Annotated in this window: 18 protein-coding genes; 9 read left to right on the top strand and 9 right to left on the bottom strand. The window is 64.6% G+C overall.

Going from position 1 to position 16614, the window contains the following annotated elements; translation table 11 throughout:
- Positions 1-14 precede the first annotated feature (14 nt).
- The gene (locus tag R2676_RS19165) at positions 15-668 is read right to left on the bottom strand and encodes a glutathione S-transferase (RefSeq protein ID WP_206275193.1); all 654 of its coding nucleotides are present in this window, start codon (positions 666-668) and stop codon (positions 15-17) included.
- 46 nt (positions 669-714) lie between these two features.
- Between R2676_RS19165 and R2676_RS19160 the strand changes: the two genes are divergently transcribed.
- The 4 genes from R2676_RS19160 to R2676_RS19145 are packed head-to-tail and all read left to right on the top strand — an operon-like array spanning position 715 to position 4989.
- Entirely contained in the window at positions 715-2286 is a 1572-nt protein-coding gene (locus tag R2676_RS19160; RefSeq protein WP_206275192.1) for a 3-hydroxyacyl-CoA dehydrogenase, read from the top strand.
- Between the two features lie 49 nt (positions 2287-2335).
- Positions 2336-3115 (top strand): oxepin-CoA hydrolase, alternative type, encoded by a 780-nt coding sequence (locus R2676_RS19155; protein WP_206275288.1) that lies wholly within the window; start codon positions 2336-2338, stop codon positions 3113-3115.
- Positions 3116-3127: 12 nt separating this feature from the next.
- The gene (locus R2676_RS19150; RefSeq protein ID WP_027681063.1) at positions 3128-3862 is read left to right on the top strand and encodes a histidine phosphatase family protein; all 735 of its coding nucleotides are present in this window, start codon (positions 3128-3130) and stop codon (positions 3860-3862) included.
- 38 nt (positions 3863-3900) lie between these two features.
- Entirely contained in the window at positions 3901-4989 is a 1089-nt protein-coding gene (locus tag R2676_RS19145) for a phosphotransferase (RefSeq protein ID WP_206275191.1), read from the top strand.
- Between the two features lie 9 nt (positions 4990-4998).
- Here R2676_RS19145 and R2676_RS19140 read toward each other — a convergent pair whose 3' ends face one another.
- Together R2676_RS19140 and R2676_RS19135 are read right to left on the bottom strand one after the other, a co-directional pair.
- Entirely contained in the window at positions 4999-5418 is a 420-nt protein-coding gene (locus R2676_RS19140; RefSeq protein WP_206275190.1) for a VOC family protein, read from the bottom strand.
- Positions 5415-6128, bottom strand: a complete 714-nt coding sequence (locus tag R2676_RS19135; protein ID WP_206275189.1) for an SDR family oxidoreductase — start codon at positions 6126-6128, stop codon at positions 5415-5417. Before R2676_RS19135 ends, R2676_RS19140 begins: the two co-directional genes overlap by 4 nt.
- A gap of 118 nt (positions 6129-6246) precedes the next feature.
- Here R2676_RS19135 and R2676_RS19130 point away from each other — a divergent pair, with 118 nt between their 5' ends.
- The gene (locus R2676_RS19130) at positions 6247-7233 is read left to right on the top strand and encodes a LysR family transcriptional regulator (RefSeq protein WP_206275287.1); all 987 of its coding nucleotides are present in this window, start codon (positions 6247-6249) and stop codon (positions 7231-7233) included.
- A gap of 6 nt (positions 7234-7239) precedes the next feature.
- Here R2676_RS19130 and R2676_RS19125 read toward each other — a convergent pair whose 3' ends face one another.
- Both R2676_RS19125 and R2676_RS19120 read right to left on the bottom strand, forming a co-directional pair.
- On the bottom strand, positions 7240-8268 hold the full coding sequence (locus R2676_RS19125) for a transporter (protein ID WP_206275188.1): 1029 nt from the start codon (positions 8266-8268) through the stop codon (positions 7240-7242).
- A gap of 139 nt (positions 8269-8407) precedes the next feature.
- A complete protein-coding gene (locus tag R2676_RS19120) occupies positions 8408-9352 on the bottom strand; it encodes a LysR family transcriptional regulator (protein ID WP_206275187.1) in 945 nt (314 codons plus the stop codon).
- Between the two features lie 93 nt (positions 9353-9445).
- Here R2676_RS19120 and R2676_RS19115 point away from each other — a divergent pair, with 93 nt between their 5' ends.
- The 4 genes from R2676_RS19115 to R2676_RS19100 all read left to right on the top strand — a co-directional run bounded on the left by R2676_RS19115 (position 9446) and on the right by R2676_RS19100 (position 12872).
- Positions 9446-9883 carry a PaaI family thioesterase gene (locus R2676_RS19115; RefSeq protein WP_206275186.1) on the top strand — a complete coding sequence of 146 codons (438 nt, stop codon included), beginning with the start codon at positions 9446-9448 and terminating at the stop codon, positions 9881-9883.
- Positions 9884-9963: 80 nt separating this feature from the next.
- A complete protein-coding gene (locus R2676_RS19110) occupies positions 9964-11223 on the top strand; it encodes an acyl-CoA dehydrogenase family protein (RefSeq protein ID WP_012762281.1) in 1260 nt (419 codons plus the stop codon).
- A 169-nt stretch (positions 11224-11392) separates the two neighbouring features.
- Entirely contained in the window at positions 11393-12085 is a 693-nt protein-coding gene (locus tag R2676_RS19105) for a glutathione binding-like protein (protein ID WP_206275185.1), read from the top strand.
- A gap of 127 nt (positions 12086-12212) precedes the next feature.
- Positions 12213-12872 (top strand): methyltransferase family protein, encoded by a 660-nt coding sequence (locus R2676_RS19100; RefSeq protein ID WP_206275184.1) that lies wholly within the window; start codon positions 12213-12215, stop codon positions 12870-12872.
- A gap of 67 nt (positions 12873-12939) precedes the next feature.
- Here R2676_RS19100 and R2676_RS19095 read toward each other — a convergent pair whose 3' ends face one another.
- The 4 genes from R2676_RS19095 to ureE all read right to left on the bottom strand — a co-directional run bounded on the left by R2676_RS19095 (position 12940) and on the right by ureE (position 15291).
- The gene (locus R2676_RS19095) at positions 12940-13242 is read right to left on the bottom strand and encodes a hypothetical protein (protein WP_206275183.1); all 303 of its coding nucleotides are present in this window, start codon (positions 13240-13242) and stop codon (positions 12940-12942) included.
- Between the two features lie 78 nt (positions 13243-13320).
- On the bottom strand, positions 13321-13947 hold the full coding sequence (gene ureG / locus R2676_RS19090) for an urease accessory protein UreG (RefSeq protein ID WP_206275182.1): 627 nt from the start codon (positions 13945-13947) through the stop codon (positions 13321-13323).
- 11 nt (positions 13948-13958) lie between these two features.
- On the bottom strand, positions 13959-14648 hold the full coding sequence (locus R2676_RS19085) for an urease accessory protein UreF (RefSeq protein ID WP_206275286.1): 690 nt from the start codon (positions 14646-14648) through the stop codon (positions 13959-13961).
- Positions 14641-15291 carry an urease accessory protein UreE gene (ureE, locus tag R2676_RS19080; RefSeq protein ID WP_206275181.1) on the bottom strand — a complete coding sequence of 217 codons (651 nt, stop codon included), beginning with the start codon at positions 15289-15291 and terminating at the stop codon, positions 14641-14643. The genes R2676_RS19085 and ureE overlap by 8 nt, the downstream gene beginning before the upstream one ends.
- Between the last annotated feature and the right edge of the window lie 1323 nt (positions 15292-16614).

Genomic DNA, 16614 nt, shown 5'->3' with positions numbered 1-16614 from the left:
AAAGCTGAGGCCGATCAGCGCTTGCTGGCGTAGTGCGCCAGCATCTTTTCCAGATTGGCCTTGCTGTCTGCCCGAACCTTCTGCACGTTCGGGTTTTCCGCCATCTGGGCCAGGTAAGGCTTGACGCCCTCCACCTGCGCCAGCAGGTCTTCACCGTAGATGATCTTGGTGGCCTGGCTGACCAGCGGGAAGTGCACGATGGCCGCGCAGTCCGCAATGGTGAACGTGTTGCCCGCGACGTAAGGCGAGAACTTGAACAGCTTGGCCGCCGCCGGGATGTTCTTCTGCAGTTGCTCGCGCACCTTGACCTTCAGGTTGTCGCTGATCTTGCCGCCAAAAAACGCCTCGGGAAACAGTTGGCGCGCCACCAACTCCAGGTGCAACTCCAGGAAGGTCACCACCTCCCGTACCTTGGCCGCCTGGAACGGATCGGCCGGAATCAGCGGATGTTCCGGATAGCGCGCTTCCAAGTAGTCGACAATGACCTGCGATTCGCACATGCCGCGATCGCCATCTTTCAGATACGGCACCTTGTGCAGCGGCGAGATTTCGCCGTCGGTCTGCTCCGGCCAGCACAGTGATTCCTCAAAAGGGATGCCCTTTTCCAGCAGGGCCAGCTTGACCTTGTTGTAGTAGTTGCTCGCAGAAAAGCCGTAAAGCGTCAGCATGAACGCGTCTCCTTGGTAATTTGGCCGCTGGTTATGGTCGGTGCGGATGCCAGAAATCGCACGCTCGTGCTATTTTAGCCAGACTTCTTTCGATCGCAGCGGATTTCATATGCAGACTATCGGGATTGTGGGCACGGGCGCCATGGGGCGCGGCATTGCGCAGATCGCGGCCCAGGCAGGTTTGCGCGTCAAACTGTTCGACGCCAACCCGCAAGCCGTCGAAGCGGCGCGCAATGCACTGGCCGATACGCTCGCCAAGTTGGCCGCCAAGGGCAAGATGACGGCGGAGGAAGCCGACGCCACCGTCGCGCGGCTCATTCCTGCGGGCGCGCTCGCCGATCTGGCCGACTGCGATCTCGTGGTTGAGGCCATCGTCGAAAAACTGGACGTCAAGCGCGACCTCTTCCGCCAGCTCGAAGACATCGTCCGCGCGGATGCCATCCTGGCGTCGAATACCTCATCGCTGTCGATCACCGCGATTGCCGCGACATGCAAGCACCCCGAACGCGTCGCTGGTTTCCACTTCTTCAACCCGGTGCCATTGATGAAGGTGGTCGAAGTCATCGACGGCCTGCGCAGCGCGCCCGCCACCGGTGACGCTCTGGCCGCACTGGCCAAGCGCATGGGGCACACCGCCGTGCGCTGCATCGACATGCCGGGTTTCATCGTCAACCATGCCGGACGCGGCATGAATACCGAAGGCCTGCGCGTGGCGCAGGAAAGTGTGGCCGCCTATGCGGACATCGACGCCATCATGCGCGAGCAGGCCGGTTTCCGCATGGGGCCGTTCGAATTGATGGACCTCACGGGGCTGGACGTTTCGCACCCTGTGATGGAATCAGTCTACCGCCAGTTTTATGACGAGCCGCGCTATCGTCCGTCGCAGATCACGGCGGTGCGCTTTGCCGGCGGCATTCTGGGCCGCAAGACGGGCGAAGGTTTCTACCGCTATCCGGAAGGACAGAAACAGGTGCCGGCGGAAACGCCCGCCCCGTCCGCGCGCCCGTCTTCGGTATGGATCAGCCGCGCGCATGACGCCGGCCACGCCGCAGCGCAGCGCCTGTTGCTCGATCTGGGCATCACGCCTGAAGGCGGTTCCAAACCGTCCGCCGATGCATTGATCATCGTGACGCCGCGCGGGCTGGATGCCACGGCCTGCGTGGCCGCCGAGGGGCTCGACGCACGCCGTACCGTCGCGCTCGACACGCTCTATCCGTTTGCCGCCACCAAGCGCCGCACGCTGATGACCACGCCCGCCACCGATGCGGCCTACCGCGATGCCGCACACGGCTTGCTGGCCTCCGACGGCGTGCCCGTTACGGTGATCCGCGATTCGGGTGGCTTTGTGGCGCAGCGCATCGTCGCGTGCATCGTCAACATCGCGTGCGACATCGCCCAGCAGCGCATTGCCACGCCCACCGACATCGACCTCGCTGTCACGCTGGGGCTCGGTTATCCCAAAGGGCCGCTGGCACTCGGCGATACGCTGGGCACGAACGCCATCCTTGAAGTCCTGCAGAACCTGTACGTGCTGTATGGCGATCCGCGCTATCGCCCGAGCCCGTGGCTGCTGCGCCGTGCCCGTCTCGGCATGTCGCTGCTCACGCCTGATGCCTGATACTCCTGACGCCCGACGCCTGATTGCCGCTTACCCTGACGAGGCCGCCATGACCGCGCAATTGCTTTCCAAACGCATCGGCTCGACGCTGGTGCTAACGCTGTCCAACCCTGACGCGCGCAACGCGTTGGACCCGGTCATGTACACCGCGTCGATGGAAGCGCTGGACCGCGCCGCCAACGACAACGAGATTCGCGCCATCATCTTCACGGGCGACGGCAAGGCGTTCTGTGCGGGTGGCAACCTGAACCGCCTGCTGGAAAACCGAAGCAAGCCGAGGAGCGTGCAGGAAGACGGCATCGACGCGCTGAACCACTGGATCGAGACGATCCGCACGTTTCCCAAGCCCGTGATTGCGGCCGTGGAAGGCCCAGCGGCCGGCGCGGGCTTCTCGCTGGTGCTGGCGTGCGACTTTGCGATTGCCGCGTCGGACGCGAAGTTCGTGATGGCGTATGTGAACGTCGCGCTGACGCCGGACGGCGGCGGCTCGTGGCACATCGCGCGCTTCCTGCCGCGCCCCCTGGCGAGCGAAATCATCATGCTCGGCAAGCCTGTCAGCGCGGAGCGGCTCGCGCACTTCGGCCTCATCAATGAGGTCGTCAAACCCGGCGAGGCGCTGGACCAGGCGCTGGCACTGGCGGAAAAACTCGCTGCGCAATCGCCGCATGCGGTGGGCCGCATCAAGGGCCTGATCGCGCACGCCGAAGACGCCTCACTGCACGATCACCTCAAGGCCGAGCAGCACAGCTTTGTCGAAGCGCTGCATCACGCCGATGGCAACGAAGGCATCTCCGCCTTCCTGCAAAAGCGCAAACCCCAATACCGCTAATTTCCGCCTCGCATGGTCCCCTTTCCGACACCCAACCGCCGACGCGTCTACCTGATGCGTCATGGCGCGGTGACGTACTTCGACGAAACCGGCCGGCCCGTTCCGTCGCCCGAAGCCGTGCCGCTCAACGAACTCGGCCGCAGCCAGACCACCGCCGCCGGCAAGATCTTCGCCGCCGAGAACATCGTCTTCGACCGCGTGATTGTCAGCGGCCTGCCGCGCACGGTAGAAACCGCGCAGCGCGTGCTGGCCGAGATGCCAGCGATGCAGGAACGCGGCATCGCGCTTGAGCACTGGCCCGAGCTGCAGGAAATCCGCGGCGGCAAGCTGGCGGAAATTCCCGAGCACGAACTCGCGCAAGCCTTCATCGGCGCGTTTGAAGGCACGGTGTCCGAAGACCGGCGCTTCCTCAATGGCGAGAGCATCGGCGAATTTCTTGACCGCGTGATTCCGGCCATCGCCCGGCTGCGCGCGCAAACGGACTGGGACACCGTGCTGCTCGTGCTGCATGGCGGCACCAACCGCGCGATCCTCTCGCATGCCATCACCGGCGGCGAGCGCGTGTTCTTCGGCAGCCTTGCGCAGACCGCCGGCTGCATCAACGTGCTCGATGTTGGCGAGGCCCCGACCGACTGGGTGCTGCGCATGAGCAATTTTTCGGCGCCCTCGCCCGCGCATGTCGGCTCGCGGCTGACGACGATGGAAGTGCTGCTGCAGCAGTACCTTCGCCATCGCCAACCGACCTGAACTTTCCTCGATACACAACAAGATTCGGAGACACACCCATGGCACAAACGGACCAGCAGGATTTCTCGGCCTTTGAGGGCACGCGCCCGGTGGCAGATCAGCAGAAGTTCGACATCGGCGCGCTGGAAGCGTGGATGCGCGAACACGTGGATGGCTTTGCCGGCCCGCTCACGGTTGAGCAGTTCAAGGGCGGCCAGTCGAACCCGACGTTCAAGCTGATGACGCCGTCGCGCACGTACGTGATGCGCGCCAAGCCCGGGCCGAAGGCAAAGCTGCTGCCGTCCGCACACGCCATCGAACGCGAATATCGCGTGATGGATGCTCTCGCCAAGACCGACGTGCCCGTCGCGACGATGTATGCCCTGTGCGAAGACGAAGCCGTGATCGGCCGCGCCTTCTACATCATGGAGTTCGTGCAGGGCCGCGTGTTGTGGGATCAGGCCCTGCCCGGCATGGCGCCCGCCGAGCGCACCGCGATCTATGACGAGATGAACCGCGTCATCTCTGCGTTGCACACGGTGGACTATGCCGCCATCGGCCTGGCCGATTACGGCAAACCCGGCAACTATTTCGCGCGTCAGATCGAGCGCTGGAGCAAGCAGTACAAGCTGTCGGAAACCGAGTCGATTCCGGCCATGGACAACCTGATCGAATGGCTGCCCAAGCACGTGCCGCAGGAAGCCGAGGAAATCACCAGCATCGTTCACGGCGACTACCGGCTCGACAACCTCATCTTCCATCCGACCGAGCCGCGCGTGCTGGCCATCCTCGATTGGGAGCTGTCGACGCTCGGCCATCCGCTTGCCGATTTCAGCTACCACTGCATGAGCTGGCACATCGAGCCGGGCCAGTTCCGCGGCGTCGCCGGCCTGGACTTCGCCGCGCTGGGCATCCCCACAGAAGCCGATTACATCCGCCAATACGAACAACGCACCGGCCGGCGCATCACGGGCGACTGGAACTTCTACCTCGCCTACAACATGTTCCGCATTGCCGGCATCCTGCAGGGGATCATGAAGCGCGTGGTGGATGGCACGGCGTCGTCGGCGCAGGCGATGGAAGCGGGCAAGCGCGCCCGCCCGATGGCCGAACTGGGCTGGAAGTACGCCCAGCAGGCCGGCGCATGATGTTGCGCCTCACTCCGTAGCCGGCTTCTCGTACTCGCGCGCCGCTTCCAGCGGACCGGACAGCGGCGCTTCCAGCTCCAGCACCACCCCGCCCGGCAACTGCACGAAGATCTGTGCGGCAGGCCGCGCGGGGTGTTTTCTGACCTGGTGCGGCACGCCGCTTTCGCGCACGGCGGCCAGCACATCGGCCGCGTCCTTCCCGGTGCGGAACGCGATATGCGAGAACACCAGCTCCGGCGTATTGCCCTCCTGTGTCACGAGATGGACCAGCGCATCGTCGTTCTGATACAGCCACGTGCCGGGAAACGGAAATGCCGGGCGCGGCCCCGGTTTCCAGCCGAGCACATCAGCGAAGAATTTCAGGATGGGCGCCTCTCCTGCCACGTGAAAGTTCACGTGGTCGAAGGTCCAATCGCTGTCAGTCGTCATAGCAAACCGCCTCCTTCAATGTCGATGATGGCGCCGGTCATGAAGCCGTTGTTCATCGCCAGCAAGTAGCCTTCGGCGAGGTCTTCCGGCGTGCCGACGCGGCCGACCGGCAAACCGCTGCCGATGCGCGCGAGCATGGCCTGCCGATCGGCCGGCGCGCCCCACACTTCCGTATCCACCACCCCGGGGCTGATCACGTTGACGCGGCGCGGTGCGAGTTCCTTCGCCAGGTTCTTGGCGGCGGCTTCCACTGCAGCATTGATCGAGCCACGCAGCAAGCCGGTTGCCGTCGCCTTGCGCGAGAGCAGGCCCGAGGTGAGCGTAATCGATGCGCGTTCCGTCAGATACGGCAACGCTGCCTGCACCGCCATCAGCGCCGCAAACAACTTGGTGCCGAAGGCCTGCTCAAGATCGGCACGCTGCAGCGAAGCAAACGGCGGCGGGCTCGTGCGCGAGCCGATGGTGATGACAAGGTGATCGATCTTGCCGCTGGGCGACAACTCGGCTGCCTGCGCCAACGCGCTGCCCAGCGACGCCGTATCGTTCGCGTCGACGGCAATGCCGTGCGTGCCGTCCGTCGCTTTGCCCGAGCGCCCCAGCACCGTCACGCGCGCGCCCTCGGCTGCCGCCGCGCGTGCCACCGCCTGGCCAATACCGGCCGTACCGCCCAACACCACCACGGACTGGTCCTGCAAGGTCTTCGAAGTCATGCCAATGCTCCTTTGAGAAGAGAAAGAAAAACCGTCAATCGACTGGGGCCATTCTTTCATCAAACAAAAGCAAGATAATCTGGCTATGCTTTGATGATTCTCCAAATCTGCTTTGACAATGATCGCCCTCGACGACCTCCGCCTGCTGGTGCGCATTGCTGACGCCGGCAACCTTTCCGCCGCCGCGCGCCAGCTCGGCTGGCTGCCCGCCACCGCCAGCGCAGCGCTCAAGCGCGTGGAGACCGAACTCGGCGCCCGCCTGTTCGAGCGCACCACGCGCAGCATGCGTCCGACCGAAGCCGGCCAGCGTTATCTGGGGTATGCAAGACAGGCGCTGGAAGCGCTGGACGAAGGCGCCGAAAGCCTGGGGCAGGATCGCACCGAGCTGTCCGGCCCCATCCGCATTGCGGCCACATCAGACCTGGGGCGGCACATCCTGCGCCCATGGCTCGATGCCTTCTGCGACGAGCATCCCGGCGTGCGGATCACGCTGGTGCTCGGCGACCGGCTGGCCGACCTGATGCGAGAAGACCTCGACTTCGCGCTGCGCTATGGGCATCTGCAGGATTCGGCGCTGGTGCGGCGGCCGCTTGCGTCGCATCCGCGTGTGATCGTGGGCGCGCCGTCGTATTTCAAGCAGCACGGCCGGCCTGCACACCCGAGCGACCTCGCCGACCACCGCTGCCTGATCCTCCTGCGCAACGGCGAGCCCGTCACCCGCTGGCAACTCACGCACGCCAGCGGCCCCGCCCCGATCGACGTACGCGGCGATTTCCAGTGCGACGACGGCGCCGTGGTGCGCGACTGGGCGATCGCGGGGCGCGGCCTGGCCTTCAAGTCGTGGCTGGATGTCGCGCAAGACGTGAGCGCGGGACGGCTGGAGGTGGCCTTGCCGGCATGGAGCCATGCCCCCACGCCGCTGCAGCTCGTGGCCCTGGCGCGCCGCCATCGGCCCGCGCGGCTGACGGCGTGCGCGGATTTTCTTGCCGCGCGTTTTGCGGAGTTCAGCGCGCGCTACCCGTTCCCGGCTGCAAAGACGGCAAAGGCGGCAGCGGCATCGCCCAAACCCGCCAAAGCCAAGTCGGCCGTCACCGCAAATACGTAGACGTTCTTATTGGTTGTTGCGGCGGCGGACCACCCACCAGGCCACGACGCAGGTGAACGCCGCCACCAGCCCCACCATCAGCCAGAAGCCGTGATGGTTGTCGGCCAGCGGCACGCCGCCCACATTCATGCCGAAGAGCCCCGCGACAATGTTGATCGGCAGGGCCAGCACGGTCACCAGCGTCAGCGTGAACAGCGTCCTGTTGTTCTGCTCGTCCAGGCGCGCAATCACCTCTTCCTGCAGCAGCTTGATGCGCTCGATCAATCCGCTCATGTCGCGCAAGACGACGGAGAACTCCTCGGTTGACTCGCGCAATTGCTGCACATCTTCCGGATGCAGCCACGCCGGCGGCCGGGCCAGCAGGCGAAAGACCGAACCCGGCTCCGGTGCCAGCATGCGCTGCAGGCGCACCAGGACGCGGCGGGTACCCGCAAGCTCTTGTCGCCCCGACGTGATCTTTGATGCAAGGAAACGGTCTTCGATGCGGTCGATATCGATGCCGGTGGTGCGGACGATCTGCGTCATCAGGTCAGCCTGATCGCACATCAAATGGCCCAGCAGGTCGGCGGGCGAGCGAAACGTCTCGCCGCTGCGCACGCACTCGCGCAGGCGGTCGACCGAATGCAATGGCTTGCGGCGTAACGTGACCAGCAGGCGCCGGTGTGCGTACACCCACTGCGTTGCCACCTGCGTGGGCGTGCGCTCGAAATCGAAGATCACATCATTGAAGACCGCGACGAGCGCACCGTCCTGCTGCTCGATGCGCGTGGAGTGCGCCTCCTCGCCCAGCAACTCGAGAAACGATTCGGGCAGATCGAGATGGCCCTGCAGCCACCGCATGCAGCCCGCGCGCGACAGGTTGAAATGCAGCCAGATGAATGCGTCGCCGGCATCCTCGCTCTCTGCATGCTGGAGCGCATCCGCAATCCCGGACGAATCCAGCGCCACGCCGGGCTTGCCCGGTTCAAAGCGAAAACCGCAGATGAAACCGGTGTTGTCAGATTGGAAACTGATCGCGGACGCAGTCGCAGTCATACATCGGAAGAGAAGACGGTTTGCTGGGAGCGCAGGGGCTGGACAGTGGCACACCGAATGCCATCAATCTGTCATAAACCGGCGTAGTTACGCCATTTGCGCCGCGCAGCCCCGATGATTGCGTCCGCCCTTGCGTTCGTCAACGCCCGTCTGCGAATGCCGCCACGGCGTCGTCGAGGGCCACCTCTGCCATCGCGGCGAATACGTGGTCGCGCAGCCAACGGCTGGCGGCATCCTGGTCGCTGTTGGTGTGCCAGTACAGATACAGCTCCAGCGGCTGCACGTTGAACGGCAGCGGCAGCATCACGTTGCCATACGGCTCGTTGGCGATGCGCGCGTAGCGGATCGGCAACGTGGCGAGCAGATCGGTGCAACTCACGACGCGGCAGGCGGCGGGGTAATGCTGGCAACGCAGCCGCACGCGCCGCTCGTGCCCCAAGCGGCGCAACTCCACGTCTTCCAGCCCGGCCCCACGGCGCCGCGACGACACATGCACGTGCTCGCACGCGAGGTAACGCTCCAGCGTCAGCGGTTCATTGGCGATGGGATGGCCGGGGCGCGCCAGCACCACCATCGGGTCGGTCAGCAGCGGCGCATGCCGGATGGCCGGGGATGCCGGCAGCAGAATGTCCGCTGCCGCGTCGATGGTCCCGGCCAGCAACTCGGTCTCGAGCAGGCGGCGGTCTCCGCGCACGGTCGTCACGTCGATGCGCGGCGCCTCCTTGGCGATGGCGGCCATGAGCGGCGGCAGCAACGTCGCTTCCAGCGCATCGCGCATCGACAGCGTGAAGCGGCGCTCGCTCGTAGCCGGGTCGAAGCGCGTGCCCTCGCGCAGGGTGCGCTCGAAGCCCTGCAGTGCCGTGCGGACTTCGGCGATCAGCGTGCGCGCCAGCGGCGTCGGCACCATGCCCTGCCCGCGCCGCTCAAACAGCGGGTCGTCAAACAGCTCGCGCAGCCGCCCCAGGGCGTGGCTCACGGCCGGCTGCGTCAGATTGAGCGTGCGGGCGGCCGCCGTAATCCCGCCTTCCGTATAGATGGCGTCGAAGACGACAAACAGGTTCAGATCGACGCGCGATATATGCATGGCATTGATGGACTGCAATCTACGAAATTCATTTCTCTTATTGTAGGCGAAGGCTTATTCTGCGGACACCACTTGTGAGTTGCGCCGCGTGCCATGACCACAACCCCCAATCTCGCCGTACCGACGGGCTTTGACCTGCTGAACAAGCCGAGCCCCTTCCTGACGATGCTGGGGTCGGTGTATGCCAAGGGGATGGGCGCGTCGATGGTGATGGGTTTTCACGTACAGCATCACCACCTGAATCGGCGCGGCATCCTGCATGGCGGTGTGGTGGCATCGCTGGCCGATGCGGCGCTCGGTTATTGCCTGGCCGAACCGGGCGAAGGCACCGGCGGCGCGCTGGCCATGTCGACCGCCAGCCTGACGGTGGATTTCATCGCCTCTGCCGGAGAAGGCGACTGGATCGAGATCACCCCGGAAGGGTTGCGCACCGGCAGCAAGCTGGCCTTTGCGCAGGCCCTCTTCCATCGCGGCGACCGGTTGATTGCGCGCACGAGTGCCGTATTTGCCGTGCTCGGCGGGCGTGTTTGACGCATGGCCGCGCGCGTCTGGTCTGAACTGATTGATGGCTGCCCGTTCGAGGCGCTTGTTCGATGTACTGAGGAGACACCATGAATTTCGATTACACGCCCAAGGTCAAGGAAATGCAGGCACGCCTGCTTGAATTCTTCGACCAGCACATCTACCCGAACGAGCACCGCTTCCACGAAGAAATCGAGGCCAACCGCCGTGCCGGCAACGCGTGGATTCCGACCAAGGTCATCGAAGAACTCAAGCCGCTGGCACGCAAGGCCGGGCTGTGGAACCTGTTCCTGCCGCGTTCGCCGCGCGCGCCCGAAGGGCTGTCGAATCTCGAATACGCGCCGCTGTGCGAAATCATGGGCCGGGTGCCCTGGGCGCCCGAAGTGTTCAACTGCTCCGCGCCCGACACCGGCAACATGGAAACGCTGGAACGCTACGCCTCTGAAGAACTGAAAGACCGCTGGCTGGAGCCGCTGCTGCGCGGCGAAATCCGCTCCGCCTTCCTGATGACCGAGCCGGCCGTGGCCTCGTCGGACGCCACCAACATCGAATGCCGCATCGAACGCCAAGGCGACGAGTACGTCATCAACGGCCGCAAGTGGTGGTCGTCGGGCGCCGGCGACCCGCGCTGCGCCGTCTACATCGTCATGGGCAAGACCAACCCCGATGCCGGCCGCCACGAGCAGCAATCGATGATCGTGGTGCCGGCCAACGCGCCGGGCATCACCGTCATGCGTCCGCTGAGCGTGTTCGGTTACGACGATGCGCCGCACGGCCACATGGAAGTCGACCTCAAAGACGTGCGTGTGCCGGTGGGCAACATCCTGCTCGGTGAAGGCCGCGGCTTCGAGATCGCGCAGGGCCGCCTCGGCCCGGGCCGCATCCACCACTGCATGCGCAGCATCGGCGTGGCCGAGCGCGCGTTGGAGTTGATGTGCAAGCGCTTGAGTTCGCGCATCGCGTTCGGCAAGGCCATCGCGCAGCACAGCGTCTGGCACGAACGCATTGCCGAAGCCCGCTGCATGATCGAACAGGCCCGCCTGCTGACGCTCAAGGCCGCGTACATGATGGACACCGTCGGCAACAAGGTCGCCAAGGCCGAGATCGCGATGATCAAGGTCGTGGCCCCGAACATCGCCTGCCAGATCGTCGACTGGGCGATCCAGGCACACGGCGGCGGCGGCGTGTCGGGCGACTTCCCGCTGGCGTCGGCCTACGCGCACCAGCGCACGCTGCGCCTGGCCGACGGCCCTGACGAAGTGCACCGCGCCGCCATCGCCAAGCTGGAACTGGCCAAGCATCTGCACCTGAAGGACGTTGTCGACATGCCCGTCACGCGCGGCGCCTGATACGCCGCACGGCCGTACCGTTCACTCCTTAACCCCGCCTTGAGCGGGGATTTTTTTGCCCGCTGCCCGGCGTCTGCGCGTTTCTGCGTTCTGTGCTGGAATGGAACACTTTGCGGGCTGCTGGTGGCCCGCCCCTCTCTTCCCGGCCAGAAGCCAAGGAGCCAACTCGATGATCGACGTCTATAGCTGGGCCACGCCCAACGGGCACAAAGTGCACATCATGCTGGAAGAATGCGAGCTGCCTTACCGCGTTCACGGCATCAACATCGGCGCCGGCGACCAGTTCAAACCCGACTTCCTCAAGATCAGCCCCAACAACAAGATCCCGGCCATCGTCGATCAGGATGGCCCGGACGGCAAACCGATCTCGCTGTTCGAATCGGGCGCGATCCTGCTGTACCTCGCCGGCAAGACGGGCAAGTTCCTGCCCGACGACGTGCGCGGCAAATACGAAGTGCTGCAGTGGCTGATGTTCCAGATGGGCGGCGTCGGCCCGATGCTCGGCCAGGCGCATCACTTCCGCATCTACGCGCCCGAGAAGATCGAGTACGCAGTCAACCGCTACAGCAACGAAGCCAAGCGTCTGTACGGCGTGATCGACAAGCGCCTGGGCGAATCGAAATTCCTTGGCGGCGCGGATTACTCCATCGCCGACATAGCGACGTGGCCGTGGCTGCGCAGCTGGAAGAACCAGGGGATCGAGCTGTCGGATTATCCGAAGCTGCAGCGGTGGTTTGAGGCCATTGAAGAACGCCCGGCCGTGCAGCGCGCGGTGAAGGTGCTCGCCAAGGAGCGACCGGCTGTGCAGGACGACAAGGCGAAGGAGATTCTCTTCGGCGCAACGCAGTACGAACGGCGCTGATTCGGCGTTTTCGCATCGGGAAAAGGCTGCATAACGCGGCCTTTTTCAATTGGCAGCCGTCAATACGGAGCGCGAGCGAGCCGCCTACACTGGCTGCATTCCACTCACGCGTTCGCGCACAAACGATATGGCAGCCTCACTGAAGATGGGCCTGGCAGCCGCGGTTTCCATCGCGGCCTATCTCGGCCTTGCCGCGCTCGGCTGGGGCGGCGTCGGCGCGTTTCTTGCCAACCCGGCACGCGTCGCCCTCGTGGTGATCACGGTGGTGCTGGCCATCGCGGCACTGCTTGCCGGTGGCAACCTCAGCGCCGGAGAACGTGAAGACCGCGCCAACCGCTGGGTGCTGGCGGTGTTCGGCCTGATCGGCTTCGTCAGTGCGTGGCTGCCGGCGTACACAGACCGCCACGACCTCTGGTGCATCGATGGCGAAGCCGTCCGCTGGCTCGGCGTGGTGCTCTATGCCGCTGGCGGCGCGTTGCGGGTGTGGCCGGTGGTCGTGCTGGGCAATCGATTCAGCGGGCTGGTGGCGATCCAGCCCGGCCATACGCTCGTGACCGGCGGCATCTACCAATACGTGCGCAACCCGAGCTACCTGGGGTTGCTGATCGGCACGCTCGGCTGGGGACTGGGATTCCGCGCACTGGCCGGCGTGGTGCTGACGCTCCTGCTGATTCCCCCACTGGTGGCCCGCATGCGCGCCGAAGAAGCGCTGCTGCAATCGCAGTTCGGCGCCGAGTACGACGCATACCGCGCCCGCACATGGCGGCTGATTCCCGGGCTTTACTGAAGCATGCGCCGCGGGTTGTCAGGCGTTGGCCGATGCGGTGGAAGCTGGCAGGAGAAACCCGACCGCCCTACCGGGGCAACGCAAAGCACTGGACGTCCGGCGCGGTATAGACCGTCGGATACGGCGACCGCGGCCCCGTCTGCAAGCGCAGCGGCTGCGTGGCCAGCACTTCGGCTTCGTTACGCTCGCGCACCGTCAGGGGCTCTGGCGGCGGACTGGGTGAATGCGCCGGCTGATTCACCGCGCACCGCACGGGTTTCCCATCGGCCAACCGCACATCCATCGTGTAATACGGCCCGACGATGGTGGGTGCACAGGCCGCCGCGCCCAAGACCACCGCCGTCAGCACCGCAGAATGCAGCGTCTTCATCACCCACCTCCGCAACGCACGCTTCAGTGTTTTTGACTCACTGCATCCTGCACAAGTGCCGTCCATCAGTGCCGTCCATCACGCAGCCGCCGTCAGCATCCCCTGCTTCTCAATAAACCGAATCACCTCATCCAACCCACCCTGCGCCCGCAGATTGCACATCACGAACGGCCGGTCGCCGCGCATCTTGCGCGTGTCGCTCTCCATCACCTCCAGCGATGCCCCGACATACGGCGCCAGGTCCGTCTTGTTGATGATGAGCAGGTCCGACTTGGTGATGCCCGGGCCGCCCTTGCGGGGGATTTTCTCGCCGCCCGCCACGTCGATCACATAGATGGTCAGGTCCGACAGCTCGGGGCTGAACGTCGCCGCGAGGTTGTCGCCGCCCGACTCAATGAAGACCACATCCGCATCCGGAAACTTGGAGAGCATGCGATCCACCGCTTCGAGGTTGATCGATGCATCTTCGCGGATGGCGGTGTGCGGGCAGCCGCCGGTCTCGACGCCCATGATGCGTTCGGCCGGCAGCGCGCCGGAGATGGTCAGCAGGTGCTGATCTTCCTTCGTATAGATGTCGTTGGTGATCGCCACGAGGTCGTAGCGCTCGCGCATGGCCTTGCAGAGCATTTCGAGCAGCGTGGTCTTGCCGGAGCCCACCGGGCCGCCCACGCCAACGCGCAGGGCAGGAAGTTTCTTGGTTCGCATAATGGTCAGGTTCAGGATCGAAAGAGTCGTGAGTATTGCGTTTCATGCCGGGCAGACAACACGCCCAGCCCCGGCGAAAACGTAGACAGTTCAGGCGGATGACAGGCCGCACGGCGCGTGGCTTCTTCCACCGCACGCGCCACCGCGGCGTGCAGACCAAAGAGAATCCGTTGCCCTGCAGCCTGCCCGAGCGGCACGGCCTTCACTGCCGCTGCCATCTGGTTTTCCACCCAGGCAAAGCAGTACGCCGTCACGCCGTCGCGCGGGTCGACATTCAGGGCGGCAGCAGCGGCGGCAAAGGCGGTCGGAAACGTCACGGATGCGCGCGCGGCCAATGCGCCGCGCAGTGCGTCATCGCCCCACGCCATCTGCTGGATGAGTCGACTGAGCGACCAGCCCATCTGCGACGTTTCTAGCCGCAGCTCGCGCGTCTCGCGGGTCGCGAGGAACCACGCATCGCGCTCCGCCACGGCATCGAAGCGGCCGGCCTGCCAGTCGGCAAACTGCAGCAGCCACAGCGGCGCCTCGCAGGCGGCCAGCACGTCGAGCCCCTCGGCAATCCACGCGGCAGCCGACGCTTCATCGGTCACGTGCCGGACATCCACCGCCGCCTCCAGGCCCTGCGAATAGCTGAACGCGCCCACCGGCAGCGCCGGCGACGCGAGATGCAGCAAGGCGGTGAGCTGCGCCGCGTTAGTCATGGTGATGGTGGTGATGGCCGCAGCCGGGGCCATGCACATGGCCGTGGTCGTGGTCGTGCGCGTGATCGTGGCTATGCGCGTGACCATGGCCGTGGTCATGCGCGTGACTGTGGCCATGATCGTGCCCGTGGTGCTCGTGATACAGCGCCTGCGCGGCCGCGTAGTCCTCTTCGAACGTCGCATCGTGGCCGTGACGATGGCCGCCGCCATAGGCGCCCGCCTCGGGCTCGAACGGCGCTTCCACGTGCGCGACGGTCACGCCGAGGCGGACCAGCATGTCTTCAAGCACCGGATCGGCCTCGAGCTGCAGCGCATCGGCACTGACCTGCACGGGCGTGTGGCGATTGCCGAGGTGGTAGGCAGCGCGCATCAGCGCAAGACGGTTGTCGCTGCTCACGCGCAGCACCTGCTCCGGGGCGGCCTGCACTTCCACCAGCGTGCCGTCTTCAGCGACCAGCACATCGCCGCCGCGCATGACGGTGCCGCGCGGCAGCACGACGGCCACTTCACGGCCATCGTCGAGGGTGGCGCGCAGGCGGCTGCGGCTGCGCTCAAGGAATGGGAGCACCAACTTGGGTGCACGCTTGACCAGCACGGAGGCCAGGCCATGTGGTGCGGGGAGGTGTTTGTTGATGGAAAGCATCGTTGGGGCCTATTCACAATCTCGCGACTGCCCAGCTTGGAGCTGAGCCTGTCAAATACCGGGGTCCGAGCCTCAATCGTCAGGCTCTGAGGCTCAATTGCCAAGCTCTGACACTCGACAGTGGGGCTCTGAACTCCGACTTTCACACTTTTGGTTTCGAATCCCAAGGGTTGAGGGTCGAACGTCGGGCTCGGAGGTCGGAGCACGAGGCTTTTTGCATCGAGCATGGCCCTCGGAGGCCCGAAAAATTCTGCATTTTTGCTTCGGTTGCGTCTCGTTTTGTCTAGATCGGGTCTTGCGGCCGAATTGCTTCGCCTCGTTGGCTCTTATTCGATATCTGGAGTATCGAATTTGAGGGTTGGAGGGTCGTGGTTGGGGGTCTGAGCTTCGGGCTTCGAGGTCTGAGGCTCGTTTTCCTTTTTCTCTTCCCCTCCTCTGCCGGGGGCGGGGCTTTATTGGTTTGCTGCTCTTTCAACCCCTGCCGGGGGCGGGGCTTGTTGGTTTGCTTCTGTTTCACCCCCTGCCGGGGGCGGGGCTTGTTGGTTTGCTTCTGTTTCACCCCCTGCCGGGGGCGGAGCTTGTTGGTTTGCTTCTGTTTCACCCCCCTGCCGGGGGCGGGGCTTGTTGGTTTGCTTCTGTTTCACCCCCTGCCGGGGGCGACTCACTTTCTTTGTCTTGCCAAAGAAAGTAAGCAAAGAAAGGCGCGCCCGAGATGGCGACCCATCCCTTGAATTTTCGTAACCGGTCGGAGACGGGAAAAACTCGCTTCGCTCAGACAGTTTCCCGTCTTTTTTCCGCCCGCTTACGAAAATTCAAGGCGCCATCTAGGGCAGGGGTGAAGCACACAATCTTCTGCCCGTGCGCCACTCCGTTGTACGACTGGAACCATCGCACGCTCTTGCTCTTGCTCTTGCTCTTGCTCTTGCTCTTGCTCTTGCTCTTGCTCTTGCTCTTGCTCTTGCTCTTGCTCTTGCTCTTGCTCTTGCTCTTGCTCTTGCTCTTGCTCTTGCACTCGCCGAGCCCCGGCGCCGACCTCAGTTCCCCGCCGGTGTGGCCGTTGACGTTCCTGCCCTAGATGGCGCCTTGAATTTCTGTAAGCGGGCGGATAAAGGAAGGAGGCCTGTTTGAGCGAAGCGAGTTTGCCTCCTTCCCCGCCCGGTTACAGAAATTCAAGGAAGGGGTCGCCATCTCGGGCGCGCCTTTCTTTTGCCTGGCGGTTTCAAGCTCCAAGTGCAACAGCGGGGTCAATGACGATTCCGTGCTTGGCGCAGTTCTCAATAAAGGCTTCTGCGGGAGTGCGCCAGCCGAGTGTTTTACGCGGTC

Origin of the sequence: Ralstonia flatus, from assembly GCF_958439105.1 — a bacterium.
GTDB classification, from domain to species: domain Bacteria; phylum Pseudomonadota; class Gammaproteobacteria; order Burkholderiales; family Burkholderiaceae; genus Ralstonia; species Ralstonia flatus.
The sequence above is the reverse complement of the archived record's forward strand: the minus strand, read 5'-3'. Positions and strand labels throughout refer to the sequence as shown.

Bases quoted from the DNA above. Each gene is read 5' to 3' on its own strand.
- ureG (WP_206275182.1), bottom strand. From the start codon at position 13,947: ATGCGAACCAAGAAACTTCCTGCCCTGCGCGTTGGCGTGGGCGGCCCG.
- R2676_RS19115 (WP_206275186.1), top strand. From the start codon at position 9,446: ATGACCACAACCCCCAATCTCGCCGTACCGACGGGCTTTGACCTGCTG.
- R2676_RS19125 (WP_206275188.1), bottom strand. From the start codon at position 8,268: ATGACTGCGACTGCGTCCGCGATCAGTTTCCAATCTGACAACACCGGT.
- R2676_RS19120 (WP_206275187.1), bottom strand. From the start codon at position 9,352: ATGCATATATCGCGCGTCGATCTGAACCTGTTTGTCGTCTTCGACGCC.
- R2676_RS19160 (WP_206275192.1), top strand. From the start codon at position 715: ATGCCAGAAATCGCACGCTCGTGCTATTTTAGCCAGACTTCTTTCGAT.
- R2676_RS19155 (WP_206275288.1), top strand. From the start codon at position 2,336: ATGACCGCGCAATTGCTTTCCAAACGCATCGGCTCGACGCTGGTGCTA.
- R2676_RS19145 (WP_206275191.1), top strand. From the start codon at position 3,901: ATGGCACAAACGGACCAGCAGGATTTCTCGGCCTTTGAGGGCACGCGC.
- R2676_RS19105 (WP_206275185.1), top strand. From the start codon at position 11,393: ATGATCGACGTCTATAGCTGGGCCACGCCCAACGGGCACAAAGTGCAC.
- R2676_RS19100 (WP_206275184.1), top strand. From the start codon at position 12,213: ATGGCAGCCTCACTGAAGATGGGCCTGGCAGCCGCGGTTTCCATCGCG.
- ureE (WP_206275181.1), bottom strand. From the start codon at position 15,291: ATGCTTTCCATCAACAAACACCTCCCCGCACCACATGGCCTGGCCTCC.
- R2676_RS19130 (WP_206275287.1), top strand. From the start codon at position 6,247: ATGATCGCCCTCGACGACCTCCGCCTGCTGGTGCGCATTGCTGACGCC.
- R2676_RS19150 (WP_027681063.1), top strand. From the start codon at position 3,128: ATGGTCCCCTTTCCGACACCCAACCGCCGACGCGTCTACCTGATGCGT.
- R2676_RS19085 (WP_206275286.1), bottom strand. From the start codon at position 14,648: ATGACTAACGCGGCGCAGCTCACCGCCTTGCTGCATCTCGCGTCGCCG.
- R2676_RS19095 (WP_206275183.1), bottom strand. From the start codon at position 13,242: ATGAAGACGCTGCATTCTGCGGTGCTGACGGCGGTGGTCTTGGGCGCG.
- R2676_RS19135 (WP_206275189.1), bottom strand. From the start codon at position 6,128: ATGACTTCGAAGACCTTGCAGGACCAGTCCGTGGTGGTGTTGGGCGGT.
- R2676_RS19110 (WP_012762281.1), top strand. From the start codon at position 9,964: ATGAATTTCGATTACACGCCCAAGGTCAAGGAAATGCAGGCACGCCTG.
- R2676_RS19165 (WP_206275193.1), bottom strand. From the start codon at position 668: ATGCTGACGCTTTACGGCTTTTCTGCGAGCAACTACTACAACAAGGTC.
- R2676_RS19140 (WP_206275190.1), bottom strand. From the start codon at position 5,418: ATGACGACTGACAGCGATTGGACCTTCGACCACGTGAACTTTCACGTG.